This is a genomic window from Enterovibrio paralichthyis (assembly GCF_019209835.1).
GTDB lineage: Bacteria > Pseudomonadota > Gammaproteobacteria > Enterobacterales > Vibrionaceae > Enterovibrio > Enterovibrio paralichthyis.
Window position 1 is genome coordinate 50,591 of sequence record NZ_JAHUTS010000021.1, and the last position, 24,374, is coordinate 74,964.

Annotated in this window: 16 protein-coding genes and 2 rRNA genes; 14 read left to right on the forward strand and 4 right to left on the reverse strand. The window is 51.4% G+C overall.

The features are described 5' to 3' along the window. Positions 1–9 precede the first annotated feature (9 nt). From rsmC to KU854_RS19310, 12 genes are all read left to right on the forward strand, one after another. Positions 10–1,035 (forward strand): 16S rRNA (guanine(1207)-N(2))-methyltransferase RsmC, encoded by a 1,026-nt coding sequence (rsmC, locus tag KU854_RS19255; protein ID WP_218359978.1) that lies wholly within the window; start codon positions 10–12, stop codon positions 1,033–1,035. Positions 1,036–1,263: 228 nt separating this feature from the next. Further along, on the forward strand, positions 1,264–4,641 hold the full coding sequence (locus tag KU854_RS19260; protein ID WP_218359979.1) for a hybrid sensor histidine kinase/response regulator: 3,378 nt from the start codon (positions 1,264–1,266) through the stop codon (positions 4,639–4,641). A gap of 778 nt (positions 4,642–5,419) precedes the next feature. Further along, complete coding sequence (locus KU854_RS19265; protein ID WP_218359980.1) at positions 5,420–7,102, forward strand: ABC transporter substrate-binding protein; 1,683 nt, start codon at positions 5,420–5,422, stop codon at positions 7,100–7,102. A 118-nt stretch (positions 7,103–7,220) separates the two neighbouring features. Further along, positions 7,221–8,207, forward strand: a complete 987-nt coding sequence (locus tag KU854_RS19270) for an ABC transporter permease (protein WP_218359981.1) — start codon at positions 7,221–7,223, stop codon at positions 8,205–8,207. Positions 8,208–8,209: 2 nt separating this feature from the next. Next, on the forward strand, positions 8,210–9,235 hold the full coding sequence (locus tag KU854_RS19275; protein ID WP_218359982.1) for an ABC transporter permease: 1,026 nt from the start codon (positions 8,210–8,212) through the stop codon (positions 9,233–9,235). Further along, positions 9,235–10,200, forward strand: coding sequence for an ABC transporter ATP-binding protein (locus KU854_RS19280; RefSeq protein ID WP_218359983.1), 966 nt, complete (start codon positions 9,235–9,237; stop codon positions 10,198–10,200). The genes KU854_RS19275 and KU854_RS19280 overlap by 1 nt, the downstream gene beginning before the upstream one ends. A 29-nt stretch (positions 10,201–10,229) precedes the next feature. Continuing rightward, positions 10,230–11,219 carry an ABC transporter ATP-binding protein gene (locus KU854_RS19285; protein ID WP_218359984.1) on the forward strand — a complete coding sequence of 330 codons (990 nt, stop codon included), beginning with the start codon at positions 10,230–10,232 and terminating at the stop codon, positions 11,217–11,219. A 28-nt stretch (positions 11,220–11,247) separates the two neighbouring features. Further along, the gene (locus KU854_RS19290; RefSeq protein ID WP_218359985.1) at positions 11,248–12,951 is read left to right on the forward strand and encodes a glycoside hydrolase family 9 protein; all 1,704 of its coding nucleotides are present in this window, start codon (positions 11,248–11,250) and stop codon (positions 12,949–12,951) included. Further along, the gene (locus KU854_RS19295) at positions 12,944–13,822 is read left to right on the forward strand and encodes a glucosamine kinase nucleotide-binding domain-containing protein (RefSeq protein ID WP_218359986.1); all 879 of its coding nucleotides are present in this window, start codon (positions 12,944–12,946) and stop codon (positions 13,820–13,822) included. Before KU854_RS19290 ends, KU854_RS19295 begins: the two co-directional genes overlap by 8 nt. Positions 13,823–13,824: 2 nt before the next feature. After that, positions 13,825–15,741 carry a beta-N-acetylhexosaminidase gene (locus KU854_RS19300; RefSeq protein ID WP_218359987.1) on the forward strand — a complete coding sequence of 639 codons (1,917 nt, stop codon included), beginning with the start codon at positions 13,825–13,827 and terminating at the stop codon, positions 15,739–15,741. Between the two features lie 41 nt (positions 15,742–15,782). Then, on the forward strand, positions 15,783–18,188 hold the full coding sequence (locus tag KU854_RS19305) for a glycoside hydrolase family 94 protein (protein ID WP_218359988.1): 2,406 nt from the start codon (positions 15,783–15,785) through the stop codon (positions 18,186–18,188). Positions 18,189–18,243: 55 nt separating this feature from the next. After that, positions 18,244–19,656: a phosphoglucomutase/phosphomannomutase family protein gene (locus KU854_RS19310; protein ID WP_218359989.1), complete on the forward strand. Its 1,413-nt coding sequence runs from the start codon at positions 18,244–18,246 to the stop codon at positions 19,654–19,656. Positions 19,657–19,765: 109 nt separating this feature from the next. Here KU854_RS19310 and KU854_RS19315 read toward each other — a convergent pair whose 3' ends face one another. Then, positions 19,766–20,056 carry an MliC family protein gene (locus tag KU854_RS19315; protein ID WP_218359990.1) on the reverse strand — a complete coding sequence of 97 codons (291 nt, stop codon included), beginning with the start codon at positions 20,054–20,056 and terminating at the stop codon, positions 19,766–19,768. Between the two features lie 347 nt (positions 20,057–20,403). On the opposite strand from KU854_RS19315, the gene KU854_RS19320 reads away from it, so the two are divergent. Both KU854_RS19320 and KU854_RS19325 read left to right on the forward strand, forming a co-directional pair. Then, positions 20,404–21,078, forward strand: a complete 675-nt coding sequence (locus KU854_RS19320) for a response regulator transcription factor (protein WP_054779914.1) — start codon at positions 20,404–20,406, stop codon at positions 21,076–21,078. After that, positions 21,062–22,375: a sensor histidine kinase gene (locus KU854_RS19325; RefSeq protein WP_218359991.1), complete on the forward strand. Its 1,314-nt coding sequence runs from the start codon at positions 21,062–21,064 to the stop codon at positions 22,373–22,375. The genes KU854_RS19320 and KU854_RS19325 overlap by 17 nt, the downstream gene beginning before the upstream one ends. A 14-nt stretch (positions 22,376–22,389) precedes the next feature. On the opposite strand, the gene nagE is transcribed toward KU854_RS19325, so the two are convergent. The 3 genes from nagE to KU854_RS19340 form a co-directional block, all read right to left on the reverse strand. Next, positions 22,390–23,850, reverse strand: a complete 1,461-nt coding sequence (gene nagE / locus KU854_RS19330; RefSeq protein WP_218359992.1) for an N-acetylglucosamine-specific PTS transporter subunit IIBC — start codon at positions 23,848–23,850, stop codon at positions 22,390–22,392. 217 nt (positions 23,851–24,067) lie between these two features. Beyond that, positions 24,068–24,183 (reverse strand): 5S ribosomal RNA (rrf, locus tag KU854_RS19335). 93 nt (positions 24,184–24,276) lie between these two features. Beyond that, positions 24,277–24,374: ribosomal RNA gene (locus tag KU854_RS19340) — 23S ribosomal RNA — on the reverse strand; the annotation flags it as partial.

Sequence of the window (24,374 nt, forward strand, 5' to 3'; positions counted from 1 at the left end):
GAGGCATCCATGTCTTACAGTGCACCCAGTCAAATAGCCGCACGCCAGCTAGAGTATTTTGATGGCAAACATGTTCTCCTTGCCGGTGAACTGGAAGATAGCTTTGCCACTGAGCTTTTGGGCACCGCAGCCAGCGTCAGTATCTTCACCACCAACCTGGCCTACGCAAACCAAATGCAGCGTTTTGACAACATTGACGTGCAGTTTGGCGAACAGTATCAGGCGCAGCCCAATGTTGATATGGTGCTGCTGTACTGGCCAAAAGCAAAAGCCGAAGCCGAGTTTTTGCTGTCCATGTTGATGGCGGCGCTTGGCCAGGGTACCGAAATTGTCGTGGTCGGTGAAAACCGCAGTGGCGTGAAAAGCATTGAGAAAATGTTCGCGTCTTATGGCCGCGTCACCAAGTTCGACTCAGCCCGTCGCTGCAGCTTCTACTGGGGACAGTGCGACAACACGCCGGCACCGTTTACCCTTGAGGACTGGTTTAAAAGCTACCCGCTCAATGTCGGTGAACAATCACTGACTATCCGCTCCCTGCCGGGTGTATTCAGCCACGGTGAACTGGATGCTGGAACCCAGTTGCTGCTCGACACCCTGCCAGCCCTGTCTGGCAGCGTGTTTGATTTTGGCTGTGGCGCGGGTGTGATTGGCGCAACCATCAAGCTGCGTTTTCCAAAGGCCCAAATCACCATGGCAGACATCAGCGCACTGGCAGTCGCATCTGCCCGTGAAACACTGCGGTTTAACAATCTTGACGGCGAAGTGTTAGCGTCAGACGTTTACAGTGCTATCAGTGGCAAATTTGACAATATCGTCAGCAATCCGCCGTTCCACGCCGGTCTGAAAACCCACTATGCCGCCACTGAGCGGTTTCTGCAGCTCGCGCCGCAGCACCTGAACCGTCAAGGTCAGCTGATGATAGTGGCCAACAGCTTCCTGCGTTACCCGCCTTTCATTGAAGAGGCTTTCGGTCATTGCAACACCCCGGCAAAAAACAACAAATTTGCCATCTACCAGGCCGTCAAAAACAGCTGAACCCCGTCAAAATAAGGAGCCGAGTGGCTCCTTATTTCATTCCTCACCCCGTTAAAAACGTTAATTTTGCGTGTTGACACGAAGTTCAATAAGCACTTACTTGCCAACAAAAATTAAGCCAGTATAAGAAGTGCAGAGGGACAGTATCCTGCGCTCAAACTCCGTCAAATCCAATAATTACGGAGCCCTCCTCGCGCATTTATACGATCATTTTTGTCAGGCAAAGACATGCATAAAAAACAGAAGTTTAAGCGGCTTCAGCACACGCTGATGCTGGCTTTTCTGGTGCTGAGCATCACGCCTTTAACCCTGCTGGCAATGTTCTTTCTGGAATCACACAGCAGCGATCTTGAACAGCAAAGCACCACACACCTTGCCTTCCTACGCGACAATAAGAAAGAGCAGATAGTCAGCTATTTCGACGCTCGCTATTCGGAAGTGAAATCATTTAGCCGCTCAGAACTCGCGACGGCCAGTGGCGGCCGCTTCTATGGTCTGGTTGCGTCGTTCCACCAGCTTGGCAACTCGCAGGAGCAATCGCGGCAAATCGCCCGTGAACGCTATGGGTTGAAAGCAGACAGCACGCTGAACGCAGCAACCAATGACAGTAACTTTGCCGGCAGTGAGCGATATCGCCTGCTGCACAAACGCTATGACTGGGCATATAAAGAACACCTGAAGCGCTCAGACTTTTCCGACATCCTGCTGGTCGATATCAACGGCAACGTCGTCTATTCCGTCCAGAAGGACGAGACGTTTGGTGCCAACCTGCTTTCCGGACATTGGCCGGAAACCGCCGTGGGAAAAACCTTTGCGGATATCCGTACCACGGTCAGCTCTCCCCTGATAGACAACGATGCCACCCCAATCGCATTCACCGATTTTGCCCAATCTGACAATGGGGAGATGGTCGCTTGGTTTGCTGCGCCCATCACCCAGCAAGGCTATCTGCACAGTTATGTGCTGTTCAAACTGCCGAACGCGCCTCTGGTCGAAATGCTGAACAAAACGCCGAAGGAAAAAGGCTATATCAGCACCCTGTTGGTTGGCAGTGACAAAATCCCACGAAACCTCAGCGCAACATCGGTGTTAACACCCGTAGACAGTAGCTCTATTCAAGCAGCATTGGCCGGACAAAGTGACGTCGGCAGCTTCCTGAGTATTGACCAGCAAAAAGTGTTGGGGGCGTTTGCGCCTATCTTGGTGCAGGACAAATCCTGGGCCATCATCCTGGAACTGCCGGAAGAAGAAGCTTTTGCCCGAATATACCAACTCGAGAAAATATTTATCGTGGTCATGCTGGTCGCGATTTTCCTGGTTGTCGTCGCCTCACACCTACTCTCCAACTCCATTACCGCGCCACTGCTGAAACTGACCTGGGCGGCAGAGCAGGTTTCTGCCGGGGATTTAGACCAGAAGATCAGCAGCACAGACCGTGAGGATGAAATTGGCCGTCTGGCGGTCAGTTTTGCCCGTATGCAGCGTTCTGTCAGGGACAAGCTGGCGCTTATCCGCGAGCAGAACAAAGAGTTGGAACACAACATTCAACTGATCAAGCAAAAGAATGACGAGTTGCAGCAGGCCGACAGAATGAAAGATGACTTCCTGGCGACCACATCACACGAGTTGCGAACACCATTGCATGGCATGGTAGGCATTGCAGAATCTATGCTGGCAGGCGCAGAAGGCCCGTTACCGGAAAGACAAAAGCACCAGTTGCAGATGATCATCAACAGCGGTGAACGCCTCTCCAATCTGGTTGATGACCTGCTCGACTACCACAAGATGCGCTATGGCGATCTTGAAATCTCGCCCCAGGCAGTGGATACCGCCAATGCTGTACGACTGGTTATCGAGCTCTCAAGCCACCTGCTGGGCGGCAAACCGGTCCGCATTATCAATCAGGTACCGATTGACCTGCCGCTGGTTCGTGCCGATGAGCAACGCCTTGAGCAGGTGCTGTACAACCTGATCGGGAATGCTATCAAGTACACAGATGAAGGTAAGATCATCATCTCTGCCACTGTCCTAGAAGGCCAGTTACGCATTCAGGTGGTTGATACCGGCCAGGGCATTCCATCCGATCAACTCGAATATATTTTCGAGCCACTGACCCAGGCGGCGGGCAGTTCAGCCAATTACCGTCAGGGGGCAGGGCTGGGCCTTTCTATCAGCCGGCAACTTATCGACATCATGGGTGGCCAACTTTACGTCAGCAGTCAACCGATGGTGGGCACCACATTCAGCTTCACCCTGCCTTTGGCAACGGAAGAAGACAAAGCCAGAACAAGACTGGCAAACAATGTGCATTTTGCTGCACCTAAACTCGAACTGGATAACACCGGTTTCAGTGAGTTGCCGGACAATCCGGATGGCCCGCTCATTCTGGTTGTCGACGACGAACCGGTGAATCTTCAGGTGCTGAATAACTTCCTGCGCCTGGAAGGCTACCGGGTCAAAGCGGTGGAAAATGGCCGTCAGGCCATTGAATCTGTCACCATGGAAAAGCCAGCTCTGATGTTGCTGGATGTGATGATGCCGGAACTTAGCGGCTATGAGGTTTGTAACCACCTTCGCGAGCGCTACAGCCGTACCGACCTGCCCATCATCATGCTGTCTGCGCTGGGTCAGGTGCAGGACAAAGTCAAAGGGTTCGATGCCGGCGCCAACGACTACCTTACCAAGCCGTTCAACAAAGACGAGCTTAGCGCACGCATCCGCGCATACATTGATGCCGCACTGACGGAAAAAGAACGCGAGCAAAACCGAGAACTGCAAAGTGAAATCCACTTCAGGGAGCAGGTGGAAGCGGGTCTCCGCGAAGTACAGAACCGTCTTCTGGGTCTGCTGGACAGCGCGCCGGAAGGCATTCTCTGTGTGCAGGAGAACGGTCGTATAAGCTATGCCAACGATGCCTGCAGCAATGTATTCCATCTCAGCGCAGAGCAGCTTGAACGCCACAATATCGATGACTTTCTGGCCATGGCCTTGCCAGAGCCTGACAGCAGTCGAGGGCACTACAGTGGCCAGATCCGCTTTAGGGTTGACGGAGACATCCTGGCGTTGGATACCGATGTGATTGCCCTGCCAGAAAGCTCGGGCCTGCAGATGATGTTACTGATAAGCTCAGGACACAAAGCCTCCTCACACCGCGTACACCAATTGGAAAGTGCCGTTGAAGCCCTGGCGGAATATGCTTTTGAAGCCAACCCTGAAAAACTGCAACAATTGAGGGAGTTAGGCGGAGAGTTTACCCGTATGGCGGATAAATTTACTGGCAATAAACCGGACAAGACCGATCTGCTGCGCGATACGCTGGTCAAGGTGATGACAACCACATTGAGCTACTGGCACAACAGCACAGGTAAAACCAAATTCGATTTGGCTGAAGAAAGTGGCTTGTGGCGGGTTTACCTCGACCGCAGTACGCTTCAAACCCGTACGCTGGACAAGTATCTGCACACAGAAACCGTACCGAAGACGCCTCGCTGGCGAACAGTGATTAACACCATCGACTTCGTTCTAGAGCGCTGCCAGGACGATAACCCTGAACGGAAAGAGCTGGAACAACTCAGGGAGCGGCTACAGTTGCTAATCACCCGATAAGCCCGCTTAACCCGAACCACCAGCCCCGCATGTCGGGGCTTTTTACTGCCCTTTACACACCCATCGCGTCACTCGCTCACTGGCATAATTACACGCACACCTTCACCCGACGTGCACCAGCTAAAGCCAAGCATCCGGAGCAGTATCGATGCCCCTACTCCCCAGAAGATATTGCTGTAGACCCCGTCGCATTTAACCTGCCACCAAGACTTAATTCGGGATGCGAAGACACATTCAGAAAACGGCATAAAGACGATTTCCCGGCAGTAGCAACGGCTAAAATGGCGCTCAAAATTTGTTCTCAGCCTCTGGTCAACCCTGTAAATGTTCGTTTATGAGAAGACAATCACAACAAATGGACATCAGAAATTTTCAGCAATAAATAAACCGGTTTTAACGTTGGCGATCAGGATCACCATTATTAACCCCAAAAGGAAAAGCCTTACAAATAGGAGATAATAACAATAGTGACCACTTACATAGATATGAAAAAGCACAGGGTTTGTGGCGATATTTGACCTGCATCAAACCACTTTTCACCACGTTGAAATCGTCAATATTGACGGTTTTAACGCACTGCATTTTGGTTTTAACGGTTTTTACGGACGACCCGATTGACCAAAAAATGGAACCGGAGTTTCCTTAGCTTGCACTGAGCCTGCACGGCCATGTGAATAGACAGGATCACTTGCCTGATTATTCATAGCGGGTTCCGGCCTGACCAAATTGATTAAACGGTCAGAACCAAGTGGAACAAAGCAACTAGTAAGGAACAGCTATGCTTGCCAATCTAAAGAAAACAAAACTTGCGTTAGCCGTCGTTGCGGCCGCAGCGTCGGTACTGACAGCTCCTGTTGTCAGCGCTGCTGATCGAGTAGAACTGACTGTTGTACCTGACTTTTACCCTCAACTTACCCGTAATTTTAACCCGTTCCTGCAGAACAACCTGAAATCAACGCTGGACTTCGTTTACGAGCCACTCGTTATTTTCAACCAGTTGGACGGCAACAAGCCTGTTATGCGTCTGGCGAAGGACTACACAATTTCAGATGACCTGAAAAAAGTAACCTTCGAAATTCGTGACGGCGTTAAGTGGTCTGACGGCAAACCTTTCACTGCAGCAGACGTAGCATTTACCTACGACCTGATCCGCAGCAATGCAGCGATTGACCTTGCTGGTAACGCAGCGCTTATCACTGACGTTAAGCAAAAAGGCAACACTGTTGAAATTACTCTGAAAGAAGCAAACTCTTCAGCGCCTTTCAAACTGGTTCAGACTCCAATCGTTCCTAAGCACATCTGGAGCAAGATTGACAAGCCAGAAGCGTTTGCGAACGAGAACCCTGTAGGTTCTGGTCCATTCACAGAAGTTGATACCTTCACAAGCAACCTGTACGTTCAGTGTCAAAACCCGAACTACTGGGACGCTTCCAACCTGGAAATCGACTGTCTGCGTATGCCTCTGATCAACAACAACGACGGTCTGCTGTCTAAGATTGTTGCTTCTGAGCTGGACTGGACGTCTTCGTTCATCCCAGACATCGACGCAGTTTATGCTTCTGTGAACAAGAACCACAAATACTGGCCAGCACCAGTAGGTTCTGCGGTTAACCTGCTGGTTAACTTCGAACACCCAGAAGCAGCGAAAAACGAAGCGCTGACTAACGTTGACTTCCGTCGCGCAATGTCTACCGCTATCGACCGTCAATCTATCATTGACATCGCGTTCTACGGCGCAGGTACTCCAAACCACTCTGCAGCAGGTATCGCTGCTCTGTACCAAAGCTGGTCTGACAAAGACGTTTACGAAAAAGCGAAAGTATTTAACTCATACAACGTTGCTAAGTCTAAAGAGCTGCTGAAAAAAGCTGGCTTTAAAGACACCAACGGTGACGGCTTCGTAGAGACTCCATCAGGCAAGAGCTTCGAGCTGGCTATCCAGACTCCATCTGGCTGGACTGACTGGAACAACACTGCACAACTGGCTGCAGAAAACCTGGCTGACGTAGGTATCAAAGCGAAAGCAGTAACCCCAGACTTCTCCGTATACAACGAAGCAATGGCTGGCGGTACTTTCGACGTAGCGTTGACTAACTACTTCACAGGTCCAGATCCACACCTGACTTGGGACTCTGGCTTCCACTCGCGCTTCATGGGTAAAGAAGGTAACCCACGCTTCGCGATGCACCGCTTCAAGAGCGCTGAGCTAGACAAACTGCTGGACAGCTTCTACGCAACGGCTGACAAGTCTGAGCAAATGGAAGTTGCACACAAGATTGAGAAGATCCTGTCTGACAATCAAGTGGTAATCCCAGTTCTGTCTGCTGTTCAGATGTACCAATTCAACGAATCACGCTTCACCGGCTGGTGGGGTGCGGACAACGCGAAAGGTCGTCCAATGATTTGGCAAGGTACTCCAGAGCGTCTGCTGCACGTTCTTGACCTGAAGCCTAAAGCTTAATCTCTAAAACTGGCGGCGCATCCGCGCCGCCATCTTCCACAGATAAGACTATCGGTACTTTAGACCTCAGAGTTGATTCTTTGGTTACGGCTTCGTCGTGCCACTTAAGGTGTGTGTTATGGGATTTTTTCTTAATAGATTAATGTTTTATTTTGGTGCGTTGCTCATCGCAGTCACACTGAACTTTATTTTGCCTCGCGCTATGCCGGGCGACCCAGTGACAATGATGTTCGCAAACGCCAGTGTTCAGGTAACACCTGAGCGTATCGCAGCGATGAAAGAGCTGCTTGGCTTCGTCGACGGCCCTATTTATGTTCAGTTCCTGACTTACGTGAAAAGTATCTTCACGTGGGAGCTGGGTATTTCGACGCAATTCTATCCAATGACAGTGAACGAGCTGATTGCCAAATCACTGGGCTGGACCCTGTTCCTGGCAGGTAGCTCCACAGTAATGGCATTCTGTATCGGTTCTCTGGTCGGTATCTTTGCCGCCTGGAAACGCGGTAGCGCATTCGACTCGATGGTATCTCCGGGTTTCATGGCGCTTCAGGCTATCCCACCAGTCGTTATCGGCATGCTTATCCTTTTTGTCTTCGGTATCAGCCTCAAATGGTTCCCAACGTCTTACGGCATGCCAGAAGGCGCCATCCTTAACTGGACAAGCTGGGAAACCTACTCCGGTATTCTTTATCACGCCGTCCTGCCTCTGTTCTGTGCAACTGTGGCTCAGATTGGTGGCTTCCTGATCAACATGCGTAACAACATGATCAACCTGCTCAGCGAAGACTACATCACCATGGCGAAAGGTAAGGGTCTTTCTGAAAACCGTGTTGTCCTGAATTACGCAGCCCGAAATGCATTGCTACCAACAGTAACAGCCCTCTCAATGGCACTGGGTATGGCAATGGGCGGTCAGCTGGTTGTTGAGATGATCTTCCAGTACCCAGGTCTGGGCACTGCAATGTTGAACGCCGTTAACGGCCGCGACTATCAGGTACTTCAAGGCCTGCTCATCATGATCACCATCGTAATGCTGACCATGAACTTTATCGCTGACATTCTGATTGTGATGCTCGACCCACGCCTGCGTAAAGGAGGCAAATAATCATGAAAGACTTTCTCAAGATCATCAAAGGAAATACCAAAGCACTGATTGGTGTGTCCATTATCCTGGTGTTTATCCTGGTCGCCATTTTCGCACCATTCCTGTCAAAGTATGACCCACAAAAACGTACTGGTGCTCCTCACGAGTACCCAGGCTTTGTTGTGAAAGCGGCACAAGCTAACCCTGATGGTTGGGTTGCTGAGAATCTGGCAGACAACGCCCGTCGCCTGCGCATCTCCAAAGATGCAGAGCATGTTCTGGGCACCACCCGCCTGGGCCGTGACATTTGGTCTCAGGTTGCACACGGCGCGCGTACCTCACTGTTCGTTGGCTTCACTGCAGGTATCTTCGTGTGTGTGGTTGCAACAGTACTGGGTATTTCTGCTGGTTACTTCGGCGGCCGCATCGACAACGTCCTCTCCGGTGCGATGAACGTTATGCTGGTGCTACCGCAGCTTCCAATAGTGATGGTTATCGCCGCCTTTGTAGGCCAGGCCGGCCCACTGACGATAGCGGTGGTAATTGCCCTCACCTCCTGGGCTTGGGGTGCACGGGTTATCCGCTCACAGACACTGGCGATTCGTGAAAAAGAATTTGTGAAAGCCGCTGAAGTGCTGGGCGAATCCAAGTTCCGCATCCTGTTTGTTGAAATTCTGCCAAACCTTATCCCGCTGGTTGGCGCAAGCTTCATCGGTTCGGTGATGTACGCCATCCTGACTGAATCCGTCCTGTCCTTTATCGGTATGGGCAGCCCAAGTGCAGTGAGCTGGGGTTCGATGCTTTACAACGTGCGTACCTCTTCAGCAATGCAACTCGGCATCTGGTGGGAAGTATTGGCGCCGTGTATTGCACTTAGCTTGCTTTCATTCGCACTGGCTCTGTTCAACTTCGCGGTCGATGAAATCGCCAACCCACAATTGCGAGCGCAGAAAGGTCTTAAGCGCTGGAAGAAAATGCAGGCTGAAGAAACCAAGTCTCGCGCACAAACTGAGCTGGCTCCACAAGTAGCAATGAGCGGAGAGAAATAATGAGCGACGCACAACTACAAATCCGCAACCTTTGTGTTGACTACATTACCGACGCGGGCGATGTCCGCGCGGTAAACAACGTAAGCTTTGACATTGGCAAAGGCGAAGTATTCGGTCTGGCCGGTGAGTCAGGCTGTGGTAAATCCACCGTTGCCTTTTCCCTGATGCGTCTGCATAAGCCACCTGCCTACATCAGCGGCGGCGAAGTGTTCTTCAACGGCGAAGACATCATGAAGTACAGCGATGAGCGCATGAGCCGTTTCCGCTGGAAAGAAGTGTCCATGGTATTCCAGTCAGCGATGAACGCCCTGAACCCTGTTCTGACCATGGAAGAGCAGTTCTGCGACGTGATCATGCGCCACACCAACATGACCCGTGAGCAGGCGAAACGCCGTGCGGAAGGCCTGCTGGAGATCGTAGATATCCACCCAAGCCGTTTGAGCGATTACCCGCACCAGTTTTCTGGCGGTATGCGTCAGCGTCTGGTTATCGCGATTGCGCTGGCTCTGAACCCTAAGATGATCATCATGGACGAGCCAACAACGGCACTGGACGTGGTGGTACAGCGCGAGATCCTGCAAAAGATCTACGCACTGAAAGAAGAGTTCGGTTTCTCGATCCTTTTCATCACCCACGACCTGTCGCTGATGGTCGAGTTTACTGACCGTATCGGCATCATGTACGCCGGTCAGTTGATCGAAGTGGCGCCGTCAAAAGAGATCCTGAAAACCCCATATCACCCATACACCGAAGGTCTGGCTAGCTCATTCCCTCCACTAACAGGGCCGAAAACGCACCTGAAAGGTATTCCAGGCAACCCATTGAACCTGCTTGAAATCCCGCAAGGCTGCCGCTTCCAGGCGCGCTGTGGAAAGACCAAAGAAAGCTGTTTCAGCGTGGCGAACACCCTGACGCAGATTGAGCCAAACCGTTTCACCAACTGCCACCTGTTTACAGGCAAGTAATTGGCTTTTTGCGACTTGTAGGAGTGAGCATGACTAAAGAAATAGGCCAACCAATTGTTGAAGGGAAAAACCTGGTTAAGGACTTCCCTATCAGCAGTAATACGCTGAACAAGCCAATGATGCGCGCACTGAATGACGTGTCATTCAAACTGTACAAAAGCCGCGGTCTTTCAGTGGTCGGTGAATCCGGTTCCGGTAAATCCACCACAGCAAAAATGATCGCCAAAATGTACGCGCCGACCTCAGGTACCATCGAGTACAAAGGCCGCGACATCGCTACCATCAACAAAAAAGACGACCTGATGACTTACCGCGAAGGCGTCCAGATGGTATGGCAAGACCCGTTCGGTTCCCTGAACCCAACACACACTATTTTCCACCACATTGCGCGTCCGCTGCACATTCACAAGAAAGCGAGCAGCAATCCGAAAGAGCTGGAAGAGCAAGTGTATGACCTGCTGAACCAGGTAGGTCTGACGCCGCCAAAAGAAACGGCACAAAAATACCCGCACCAGCTTTCCGGTGGCCAACGCCAGCGTGTCAACCTGGCGCGTAACATCGCAGTAGGTGCTGAAGTAGTGCTGGCTGACGAACCCACCTCCATGCTTGACGTATCTATCCGTGCAGGTGTCCTTAACCTGATGGAAGAGATGAAGTTCGAGAAAGAGATGGCGCTGCTGTATATCACGCACGACATCGCGACTGCGCGCTACATCGCTGAAGACCTGGCCGTAATGTACGTGGGCCACATGGTGGAATGGGGTGACTGTGAAGAGATCATTCACCGTCCACAACACCCGTACACGCGACTGTTGGTTTCAGCGGTGCCGGATCCAGCGAAGTCTATTCACACTGAATTGGAAGGCAACAAGGGCGAAATCCCATTGTGGACGCCTGATTCTGTAGGTTGTCCGTTTGCTGGCCGCTGCCTGCACGCAACCGAAAAATGTCGCGAGAAACTGCCTGCTGTCACCAAGCTGGCAGACAACCACTTCGTTCGCTGCTACCTGTTCGAGTGATCCTCGGACCGGTAATTTAGGAGGTAAAATGCAGCTGTTGACCAACCATATCGGCTACGAGCGCACAGGCTCCAAACAGGCGCTTATTCTTTCGGCACAAGCTGTCGATGCCGCACATGCCGATATCGTTGATTGCCGCAGTGGGCAATCTGTGATGCAGCTGCCTGTTTTTGCTTGTGGTTCAGTAGACCAATGGCATACCGGCGACGTATTCCGTGTAGATTTCACCGCCCTTCAGGAAAGCGGTGAGTACTGCCTCAAAGTCGGGGAGGTTACCTCCCCTTCTTTTTCCATTGCCGACGGTATTCTGTTCGATCGCACGTTTTCCGATGTGATCCACTACTTCAAATCCCAACGTTGTACAGGCATCTTTGATAAACACGACCGCGCCGCCCAGGTATGGGGAACAGAGCGCCGCGTGGATGTACATGGCGGTTGGTACGATGCGTCCGGTGACGTCAGTAAGTACTTCAGCCACCTTTCTTACGCTAATTATCTCAATCCACAGCAAATTCCGATGGTAGTCTGGAATATGCTGCACAGCCTCGAAGCCCTATACGAGGCATTACCACGTTTTACCCAGGTACGCTTGCAGGACGAAGCCCTGCACGGCGCTGACTTTTTGGTACGCATGCAGGATGCAGCCGGGTACTTCTACCTGACGGTCTTCGACAAATGGAGCAAAGACCCTGCCCAGCGTCATGTCTGTGCGTACGAAACCCAGCAAGGTCACAAAACCGACAGTTACCAGGCAGCATTCCGCCAAGGCGGTGGTATAGCCATTGCAGCCCTGTCTGCCGCAGCCCGTTTGGGACTGGACGGCGAATTTGACGCAGCGACCTACCAAAACACTGCGGAAACCGGGTACTGGCACCTCAAACAGCACAACACTGAGTATCTGGATGACGGTGTAGAGAACACTATCGACTTTTATTGTGCCCTGCTGGCAGCCACCGAGCTTTACAAGCTGACCGAAAAAACTGCCTTCCTTGAAGAAGCGCGTTATTGGGCCACCAAGCTTGCTGAACAACAGCACAGCGACAGCACCATCAATCATTTCTGGTCAGCCAACGGTGACGGCTCACGTCCGTATTTTCATGCGGCAGAAGCGGGTCTACCCGCCATCTCCCTGATGCAATACCTGCAGATTGAAAGTGACACACCGTTGAAAACCAAGTTCGCCCAAGTTGTCGTGAACGCGTTGAACTTTGAACTGAATATCACGCAGGAAGTGGCCAACCCGTTTGGCTATCCACGTCAGTACATCAAAAACGTGGATGCCGACAAACGCACCAGCTTTTTCATCGCCCAACGCAATGAAACCGGTTACTGGTGGCAGGGTGAGAATGCCCGTCTCGGTTCACTGGCAGCCATGGCATATATGGCCACCAGCTATGTTGACGATGATTCCCTGAAAACGCGTCTTCGCGAGTTCGGCCAAAATACACTGAACTGGATTGTTGGGCTCAACCCGTATGACATGTGCATGCTTGATGGCCATGGCCGCAACAACCCGGATTACCTGCCCCATCTTGGATTTTTCAATGCCAAAGGCGGTGTCTGCAACGGCATCACCGCAGGCTTTGAAAACGAGCATGACATTGCCTTCAAGCCTGACGGCCAAAAAGACGACATGCTGCAGAACTGGCGCTGGGGTGAACAATGGATCCCTCACGGTGCCTGGTATCTGCTGGCAATTGCAATGCAAAAGAAGGATGTGCTGAATGGCTAAGTTCTTTTGTGGTGTAGATGGTGGCGGTACCTCCTGCCGCGCACGCATTGTCGATGCCAACGGACAGTTTCTTGGTGAAGCGAAAACCGGCAGTGCCAATATTCTGCTGGGTGTTGAGCTTGCGATGGAAAACATCCAAAGCGCCATTACCCAGGCAGCAGAACAGGCGGGTATTGCCGATTTGAGCCAATTGCACGTGGGCATGGCATTGGCAGCTGCAGAGCAGCAATCCGCTTGGCAAGCCTTCATGGCACTGCCACATCCTTTTGGCCATCTGACATTAAATACCGATGGGTATGGTGCCTGTATGGGAGCCTTTGGCGGTGAAAACGGCGCTATCGTGATTGCTGGTACCGGCTCTGTTGGCATTTATCTGGAAAACGGTCAGCAGCATGTGCTGGGAGGCCGTGAGTTTCCAATTTCCGATCAGGGCGGTGGTGCTGTGTTGGGTCTTCGCCTGATCCAACAGACACTGCTGGCTCATGATGGGCTGCGCACTCGCTCTGCCCTGTCGGACCATGTACTTGCACATTTTAATCACGATCTCGATGCCATCGTGACTTGGTCAAAAACCGCCAAGCCTTGCGATTACGGCCAGTTCAGCCCGAAAATTTTTGAGCTGGCGATGCAACGGGATGAACTTGCCATGGAGTTACTGCAAGGTTCTGCCGACGATGTGGAACGCCTGATCCTCGGTTTGAACCGAAAAGGGGCGACACAAATTGCACTGATGGGCAGCATCGGGGAACGCATTGTTTCCTGGCTGTCTCCGGCCGCGCAGGCTTTGCTGGTCCAACCCAAGGCGGATGCCATGGCCGGCGCTATTTTAATGGCGCACGGCGATCACAACCTTTATCCGTTTTCGAGGTAGCCATGAACTTTCGCCTAGACCTCAACGTTATCAATGTTCAGCCCAATGAAAGCCGTTTTGCGCTGGTACTCCATAACCTGTCAGAAACCAATATTGAACAGTGGCAACTGACGTTCAGTGTCAGCCGATATGTCAAACCGGCCAGTGTTTCACATGGCACGCTGAAACAAATCGGTAGCCTGTGTATTTATGAAACCGGAAAGCCGCTGAATGCCAACAACCACCTGTATCTGGAATTCAGCCACAACACCAAACCTTTCTCTTTGCATGACGAAGGGATTGGCGATGCCTGTCTGCTGATCACCACAGCAGATGGCGTAAAAGCGTGTCCAGTGGAAACCACTGTGATCAATCTGGGCACTCAGACACCAGAACGTATTCCATTGAATCTGCCAGCACCAAAAGCGATCAATTTGATCCCCCAGCCAAAAGCGATGGTGGCAAAGCAAGGGTACTTTGCCCTGACTGACGAACTCGCGATTGCGAGCCCGTCAGATTGCGCCAAACCTGCAGCGTTGTGGCTGGCAGAAGAGCTTTCTGCACACTTGCGCCGTGATGTTTCACTCAAGCAGGAAGGCCACATCAAACTGGTTCAGGATGCGAAGCTGAAAGACTCACACTACCGTGTCAGTGTGACCCAGCAAGGCGTCACCATTACAGCATCCGATGCGACCGGTTTTTCACACGGTGTCGCGACAGTGTTGCAGTTGCTGCCTGTCCAGGCTTCGCACCGCCACTACGTCGCCTACTCTCTGCCATGTGTTGAGATTGAAGACCACCCGCGCTTTGATTACCGCGGCATGATGCTGGACTGCGCACGTCACTTCCATCCGCTGTCACGCGTGAAGGATCTGATCAACCAACTGGCCCGCTTCAAGTTCAACCATTTCCACTGGCACCTGACCGATGATGAAGGCTGGCGTATCCAGATTGATGCCTACCCTGAGCTGACTGAAATCGGCGCATGGCGCGGTCCGTTTGAAACTTTGGAGCCGCAATACACTTCGCTGTCAAAAATCCACGGTGGCTTTTACACCAAGGACGAAATCCGCGACGTCATCGAGTTTGCCGCCAAGCGTGGTATTACCGTGGTACCGGAAATCGATATTCCCGGCCATTGCCGCGCCGCTATCAAATCACTACCTCAACTACTGGTGGAAGATGCGGACACTTCGGTCTACCGCAGTATTCAGAACTACACAGATAACGTGTTGAACCCGGGCTTGAAAGGCACTTACACCTTCATCGAAACCGTGCTGAAAGAGGTATGTGAACTCTTCCCTGCGCCATACGTTCACATCGGTGCTGATGAAGTGCCGGAAGGTGTCTGGATTAATAGCCCAGCCTGTCAGGCATTGATGAAAACCCACGGCTATCAGGACTTTAAAGATCTTCAGGGACACCTGCTGCGTCATGCTGAAAATTTCCTCAGCACCAAAGGCAAGCAGATGTTCGGCTGGGAAGAAGCCGTGTTTGGCGACAAAGTCAGCAAAGACACGGTGATTTTCTCCTGGCTCAGCGAGCAATCCGGTATCGAGTGTATCCGTAACGGCTACCCTGTTGTCCTCCAACCGGGTCAGGAGACCTATCTGGACATGGCGCAGGACTACTCTGCCTGTGAGCCGGGCACTGACTGGGCCTGCAAGGTACCACTGGAAAAAGCCTATCACTATGAACCTTTTGCCAACTCAAACGTGACAGCGAAAGAGTTTGAGCGGGTGAAAGGTATTCAATGCGCACTCTGGTGCGAAATGACCCATACCCAAAGCCGCTTCGAGTACATGATCTTCCCTCGCCTTATGGCGATCGCAGAAGTGTGTTGGAGCGCCAAGGAACAAAGGGACTGGTCTGATTTTCAGGCCCGCCTCAGCGGACAATTGCAATACCTGGATCGCCTGGGTATTAACTATCGTCGGTAATTATTTAAATTTATTAAGATTTTTGTAGAAGGAAATATGCCATGAAATACGGCTTCTTTGATAACGACAACCGGGAATATGTCATTACCCGTCCTGATGTACCGGCGCCTTGGACTAACTACCTGGGTACAGAGAAATTCTGTACCGTGATTTCCCACAATGCCGGCGGTTACTCGTTCTACAACAGCCCAGAATACAACCGCGTGACCAAATTCCGTCCAAACGGCACGTTTGATCGCCCGGGACACTACATCTACCTGCGTGATGATGAGACGGCAGACTACTGGTCAATCTCCTGGCAGCCAGTGGCAAAGAGCCTGGAAGAAGCAACGTACGAAGTGCGTCACGGCCTGTCCTACTCCAAATTCAAATGTGAGTACAACGGCATCACTGCACAGAAAACCCTGTTTGTGCCTAAAGGTGAAGACGCGCAAATCTGGGACGTGAAAATCAAGAACGACGGCGACAAGCCACGTACCATTAGCGCATTCTCGTTTGTAGAGTTCTCGTTCAGCCACATCCAGTCTGACAACCAGAACCACCAGATGAGCCTGTACTCTGCAGGTACTTCGTACAAAGACGGTGTGATTGAGTACGACCTGTACTACAACACCAATGATTACGAAGGCTTCTACTACATGGCTTCAAGCTTTGATCCAGACAGCTACGACGGTCAGCGCGACAGCTTCATCGGTATGTACCGTGACGAAGCCAACCCAATTGCGGTTGAAAATGGCCGTTGCTCGAACCACGTTCAAACCTGTTACAACCACTGTGGTTCCCTGCACAAGCAATTCGTTATCCAGCCGGGTGAAGAAATCCGCTTCGTGATGATCCTGGGTATCGGTAAAGGTGAAGGCGAACGTCTTCGCGCGAAATACCAAGATTTTGCCAACGTTGATGCAGCATTTGCTGATATCCGCGCACACTGGGATGAGCGTTGCAACAAGTTCCAGGTGAAATCACCGAACGAAGGCCTGGATACCATGATCAACGCATGGACCCTGTACCAGGCGGAAACCTGTGTGGTTTGGTCTCGCTTTGCATCCTTCATCGAAGTAGGCGGCCGTACTGGTCTTGGCTACCGTGACACCGCGCAGGACGCCATTTCTGTCCCTCACGCGAACCCACGCATGACCCGCAAGCGTCTGGTAGACCTGCTGCGTGGCCAGGTGAAAGAAGGTTACGGTCTGCACCTGTTCGATCCAGACTGGTTCGATCCAGAGAAAGCAGATGTTAAACCATCTAAGTCACCAACCGTCGTGCCAACACCAAGTGACGAAGACAAGATCCACGGCATCGAAGACACCTGTTCTGATGACCACCTGTGGCTGGTACCGACTATCTGCCGTTACGTGCAGGAAACCGGTGAAGAAAGCTTCCTGGATGAAATGATCCCTTACGCAAACGGCGGTGATGCATCTGTTTACGAGCACATGAAAGCCGCGCTGAACTTCTCTGCCGAGTACGTGGGCCAAACCGGTATCTGTAAAGGTCTGCGCGCAGACTGGAACGACTGTCTGAACCTGGGTGGCGGTGAGTCTGCAATGACCTCATTCCTGCACTTCTGGGCACTGCAAGAGTTCATCAAACTGGCGAAATACAAAGGTTTGGATGCGGACGTTCAGAAGTACACTGAAATGGCAGCCAACGTACGTGAAGCCTGTGAACAGCACCTGTGGGATGAAGAAGGCGGTTGGTACATTCGCGGTCTGACCAAAAACGGTGACAAGATCGGTACAGCGCAACAAGCTGAAGGCCGCGTACACCTGGAGTCCAACACCCTGGCTGTTCTGTCTGGTCTGGCGTCTCAGGATCGCGGCGAGAAAGCAATGGATGCGGTTGATGAGAACCTGTTCTCTGAATACGGTCTGCACCTGAACTCACCTTCATTCGCGACACCAAACGACGACATCGGTTTTGTTACCCGTGTATACCAGGGCGTGAAAGAAAACGGCGCGATCTTCTCGCATCCAAACCCATGGGCTTGGGTAGCAGAAGCGAAACTGGGCCGTGGTGACCGTGCAATGAAGTTCTACGATGCACTGAACCCGTACAACCAAAACGACATCATCGAGAAGCGTGTTGCTGAACCTTACTCATACGTTCAGTTCATCATGGGCCGCGACCATGAAAACCATGGCCGTGCAAACCACCCATGGCTGACCGGTACCTCTGGTTGGGCATACTTCGCAGTGACCAACTTCATCCTGGGTGTACAGACCGGTTTTGACGGCCTGACCATTGAACCTTGTATCCCAACCAGCTGGCCTGGTTTCGAAGTGAACCGCGAATGGCGCGGCGCGACTTACCAAATCAAGGTACAGAACCCGAACGGCGTCAGCAAAGGCGTGCAATCTATCACCCTGAACGGTGAGCCAGTGACAGGCGCTATCCCTGCACAAGCCGAAGGTTCAGTGAACGAAGTGGTTGTTGTTCTGGGCTAATCAGCCAAAGCGGGGCCTTTGTGCCCCGTTTTTCGAGATTTAAAGGAGTTCCACCATGATCCAATTTGGTACCGGTGGCTGGCGTGCGCTGATCGGCGAAGAGTTTACCCGCGATAACGTGCGTTTGGTTGCCCAAAGCCTTGCCAACATTATGCTGAACGAAAACGCGGTAGAGCCGGGTTTCGTGATCGGTTATGACCGTCGCTTCCTGTCTGACAAAGCAGCCGAATGGTTTGCCAGCGTACTGGCGGCCAACGGCATCACCGTGAGCTTTATTGATAAATACGTGCCAACCCCTATCGTCATGTTCAAGGCGAAGGAGATGAACACGCATTACTCAGCATGTATCACCGCTTCGCATAACCCTGCAGACTACAACGGCGTTAAAGTCTTCATCAGGGGTGGCCGTGATGCCGACGAAGTGATCACCGCCAAGATCGAGCAGCAGATCAGCCAACTTCAGCCAAGCGATGTGAAAACCATCGACTTTGAAGATGCTGTCGCTCAGGGCAAGATCGTCGTGATCAACCCAATGAATGAATTCGTTGATTCGATCATCGATTTCATCGACATCGAAGCGATCAAAAAAGCCAACCTGCGCGTGCTGATCGATCCTATGTTCGGTGTAGCAAAAAACGCCCTGCAAACGGTGCTGATCTCTGGCCGCTGTGATGTTGACGTGATCAATGACGGCGCAAACCCAGGCTTTGGCGGTTTAATGCCATCACCAAGTGCTGCGACCCTGTACCGCCTGAAACACCTTGTCGCTCATGAAGGTTATGACATCGGCATCGGTACCGATGGCGACGCTGACCGTCTGGGTATTATCGACGAGAAAGGTAACTTCATTCACCCGAACGAAGTACTGCTGCTGCTTTACTACTACCTGCTGGAATACAAGGGCTGGAAAGGCTCTGTAGTACGTAACATCGCAACCACTCACCTGCTGGATAAAGTTGCCGCCGACCACGACGAGAAAAGCTTTGAAGTGCCGGTTGGCTTTAAACATATCAGCTCCCAAATGGAAGCAGACGACTCACTGATCGGTGGTGAAAGCTCTGGTGGCCTGACTATCCGCGGTCATATCAAAGGTAAAGACGGCGTATTCGCATCAAGCCTGCTGGTTGAAATGATCAGTGTAACGGGCAAGAAGCTGTCTGAGCTACTGGATGAGATCTACGGTAAGTATGGCTATGCCTACACCGCTGAGGGTGACTGCACCTTCAAAGCCTCCCAGCGCCAGGAGCTTTACAACAAGATTTACGTTGAAAAAGCACTGCCTGAATTTGCCTATGAGATTGAGAAAGTCAGCTACGCCGATGGCCTGAAAGTGTACTTCAAAAACGGTGGCTGGGCGCTGGCGCGTTTCTCAGGCACTGAACCACTGCTACGTATTTTCGTAGAATGGGAAGACAAGGACACAGCGGAAGCTTTGGTGCGTCAAATCAAAGAGTTCCTGTACGTTTAACGCAGTAAAAGCGCAATATTGGCAACATTGCGGTTCATTGATGCAGGCCGTCAGGTCTTCGCAAAAAGGGTAGCTGAGCTACCCTTTCTTTTATCTGTTTTTCCGCCGGTTAAGGCTGCATAACACATTCTCGCAAGGTGACATCCCCCACCACCAACATGCCTTCTTTCCCTTTCGTGTACAAACCGACAGATTTGTCCTCAAGTTCATACATCACGCCGGAAGCAGAGCGGATACGCGGCAGTTGATATTCCGCATCACCGAACCGCACCAGGGCATGATCCGACATGACCATGGCGTCAAAGGACTGGTTGTCCTCGCACACATATTGGTGTGGCAAAGAAGCCGAGCAAGCGGTGAGCATCACAGACAGAGAAACAAGGAGTAATCGTGTTTTCATTCTTCGCCCTCATTCATCATTTTCTGTCTTCATCATTTCACGGTCAGTGCAAGTTAACTGCACACAAGATCACACTCCGCTGATTTTCAATCGCCCGCTACACACAAATTGACGACAGAATTTTTCTTTCATTTTTATAGGTTAACGAAGTTTAATTATTCATCCATCCGTTATTTAGGGTCTTCCCTTTAAGCTATTCAAACGTCGGCACATCCAGACTGGCGACATAACTATCAGTTCCCCCAAACTGGTTTTGGCTCGCATTACCAATGCGAGCCTTCTTTTATTCGTTCAGTCACACCCTGCTGGAAAAGTAAAATACCTACTGGCAGGTGGACGGAGGGAAAATGAAAATACTCATCATCGAGGACGATACGACGACACGTGAATTTATCGCCAAAGCCCTCAAGGAGCATGGCTACGCCGTGGATGTAGCAGAAGACGGACAGTCGGGACTGATGATGGCGCTCAGTTGCCAGTACCAGATGGTCATCCTAGACCGTATGCTACCTGCCCTGGACGGTATGAAAGTCCTCTCTGCGCTGAAATCGACAGAGCCTAATCTGCCCATCCTGATCCTCAGCGCGCTGGACAGCGTCAAAGATAAAGTCGATGGACTGACCGCAGGAAGTGATGATTACCTAACCAAACCTTTTGCCCTCGCCGAATTGATTGCCCGTGTCGATATCATTATTAACCGCTCCCACCGTCAGCAGGCTGTCACCAGTGAAATTACCTATGATTGCCTCAAGCTGGATTTAAAATCACACACCGCCTTTTGCCATCATCACCAACTGACCCTGCAGCCAAAAGAGCTGCGCCTGTTACAGTATTTCATTGAGCACAATGAACAGGTCGTGTCACGGATGCGGTTGTTTGAAGCCATCTGGAGCTACCATTTTGACCCCAAAACCAATGTAATTGATGTACATATCGCCAACCTCAGACGCAAACTTGAGGACGCAGGTTGCGCTGATATTCTTCATACGGTGCGAGGGGCTGGCTATGTTCTTCGCCGATAATTACACCCTCACCCGTTCGTCTATTTTTCGCACTTTGATTGGGCTTTTCCTGCTAATTGCTCTGGTCAACGTCGCCGTCATCCGTCAGGTCTACATCAACTCTGAGGCTTTTCACCAAAGCCAGCTTGCCGAACAACTCAACGACGAGATCTCCGAGTTTAAATATGCAGCGCAGGCAAACCGTCAGGAAGTCGAACAACTTCTCGCTGCCAAGCAAACCCGTGAGCGCTTGTTCTATTACCAACTGCGCGATACGCCCTCAGTTCAAACGGGTGAATATCCTCTGCACCGCCTTCCACAATCCAATACCCAAATCCCGCTGGCACCGGATTACCACCTGGAAGTCAGGGTAGATCCTGCAATGATGGAAGCCTTCCGCAAAGCGCTGGTACCACTGGTTTTTTCAGGTAGTTTGCTGCCCATTGCCGTCATGCTCATCGCCGCTTTCTCCTTTACCGTGGTCATCCAACGGCGGCTTGAGCAGGTAAACCGCGCCATGAACCAGTTTGTGTGTGGCGAGAACAACGTCAAACTGCCCGTTTCCCGCCGCGATGATGAGTTCGATATTCTAGCTATCCACCTCAATTTCATGATTGAGCAAATGACTAAAAACGAAATGACCCTTCGCTCGCTGACCACGGGTCTTGCACATGACATGCGAACCCCGATGGCAAGGCTCAAGCTCCGGCTGGAACAAGCGTTGGAAAGCCCTTCGCTTCCTGCCCCACAGGCTAAAACAATTGGCGCCTGTCATGATGAACTGGAACTTTTACTTTCCCTTTTCAACAGCATGCTGGAGATCGCCAAACTCAATACGTTAGAGACAGATCTTGATACTGAGTTGGTTGACCTTGGGCGGGTAGTCAGTGACGCACTGGATTTCGTCCAGCCGCTGGCAGAGCAGAAAAACCAGTCCCTTCAGTTGCGAATGGATCAAACCTGCGAGCTTTTTGGTGACCGTTCATTGCTGTTTCGCGCCGTCTTCAACCTGATTGAAAACGCCGTTAAATACACGCCGGTAAACGGAAACATTGAGGTCGTCGTCGACAGGTTTGGCGTCGTAGTCGCCGATAGCGGAATAGGGATCAGTGATGAGGATAAGATGCAGGTATGCAAGCCTATGTTCCGCGCAGACAAAAGCCGCTCCGAAAAAGGAAGCGGCCTTGGGTTAGCTCTGGTTGATGCTGTCGTTACCCGACATCGCGCCAACCTTTTGTTCCGTGACAATCACCCTGGTCTGCGTGCGAGGATATTGCTTGACCCTATCAGGACCCACGCCATCAACAGGCAGGTGTGATTTGCTAAAGCGTACTAACTGGCAGTAACCAATTTATCCGGTTGTTGCTCCATGGCCTGCGCAATCAACTCCGCCTCTGTTCCAACAATTACCTGAACATTGTTACCACCCAGCTTCACAATACCCATTGCGCCCAATTCCGTCAGGGAAGCTTCATCCATCAAGCTGATATCATTGAGCGTTAAACGAAGGCGGGTAATACAGGCGTCGATATTGGCAAGGTTGCCTTTGCCGCCCAGCGCCATAACGTACGCTTCAGCGCGATCATCCACTGGCAACTTTTGCGATTGTGGGTCGATACTTTCCCTACCCGGCGTTTTCAGATCGAACTTTTCGATCGCAACTCTGAATACGGTGTAATAGAGCAGCGCAAAGCCAAGGCCTTGGAGAATCAGCATGTAAGGCTTCATCGCCAGTGGCAAATTGAAAGAGAGGATAAAATCAATCAAACCGCCGGAGAAGGTGAATCCTGCAAACCACTGCATGCTGGCGGCGATAAACAGCGAGAGCCCTGTCAACAATGCGTGAATGACATAAAGCACAGGCGCCACAAACATGAAGGCAAATTCAATCGGTTCAGTCACGCCAGTGATCACTGCCGTGATGGCTGCAGCCCCTAAAATCCCACCGACTTTTGCTTTATTTTCGGGCTTGGCACAGTGATACATAGCCAGACATGCCGCGGGTAACCCGTAACCCATCACCGGGAAAAAACCCGCCTGATACATACCCGTTACGCCCAGCTCGCCGGTACCAGACCAGAATTTGGAAATATCGCTGATGCCAACCAAATCGAAGATAAATACCTGGTTCAGCGCATGATGAAGGCCAACAGGGATCAGCAAACGGTTAAAAAAGCCATACACGCCAGCGCCAACCGCTCCCATGTCAGATACTGCAATACCGAAGTTCACCAATGCCCCGTAAACTGTTGGCCAGACATAAACCATGATGATACTGATACCAATCGCCGAAAATGCAGTCACGATCGGCACAAATCGACGCCCACCAAAAAAGCCGAGCGCGGTAGGAAGCTGGATGTTATGGAAGCGGTTATATAAGGTTGCCGCCACAATACCCATCAAAATACCGGTAAATGCACTAACTGCCGCCCCAGAGGCAACCACCTGCGCCTGAGACATTTGGTCGACAGGTACACCGGTGATCTGGGAAATGACATTGATATTCCCCACCACCATTTCCACTATCAACAACCCAAGAAGACCAGACAACGCCGCCGCACCATTGTTGTCTTTGGCAAGCCCATATGCCACGCCCGCAGCAAACAGCCATGACTGATTATCCATAATGCCTTTGCCGCCAAACACCAGGATGGTTGCCAGCGGGCTATTCGCTCCCCAACCGCTGGGGTCGATTGCATACCCTAAACCCAGCATTAAGCCGCCAGCAGGCAGCACGGCAATCGGCACCATCAGCGCCTTACCAATCTGTTGTAAATACCCCAAAATATTCACGCGTTGCTCCTTATCTATATTCTGAAATGCCATTTTCAAACGATTCAAAATGGTAAATTCAGACTAAGTAAGGTGCGGTTAACCCAACCTTTTAGCTGGATTAACAATTATTAATATTCATCGTGATTTCAGGGAGGAGATCCCAAAAGGGAATATTTGCCAAATTACAAACGCAAAAAGGCCATCCTTACGGATGGCCTTTTCGTCGGTATTTGAAGCCTGGCGATGTCCTACTCTCACATGGGGAGACCCCACACTACCATCGGCGCTGCTCTGTTTCACTTCTGAGTTCGGCATGGAGTCAGGTGGGTCCAAAGCGCTATGGTCGCCAAGCAAATTCGTTTAAATCTGGGAAAGCTGTGTTTACTTGTTCTCAGTACACATTCAATGTTCTATCCGAGTCCGTCAAAACCCCTTGGGTGTTGTATGGTTAAGCCTCACGGGCAATTAGTACAGGTTAGCTCAACGCCTCACAGCGCTTACACACCCTGCCTATCTACGTCGTAGTCTCCAACAACCCTTTA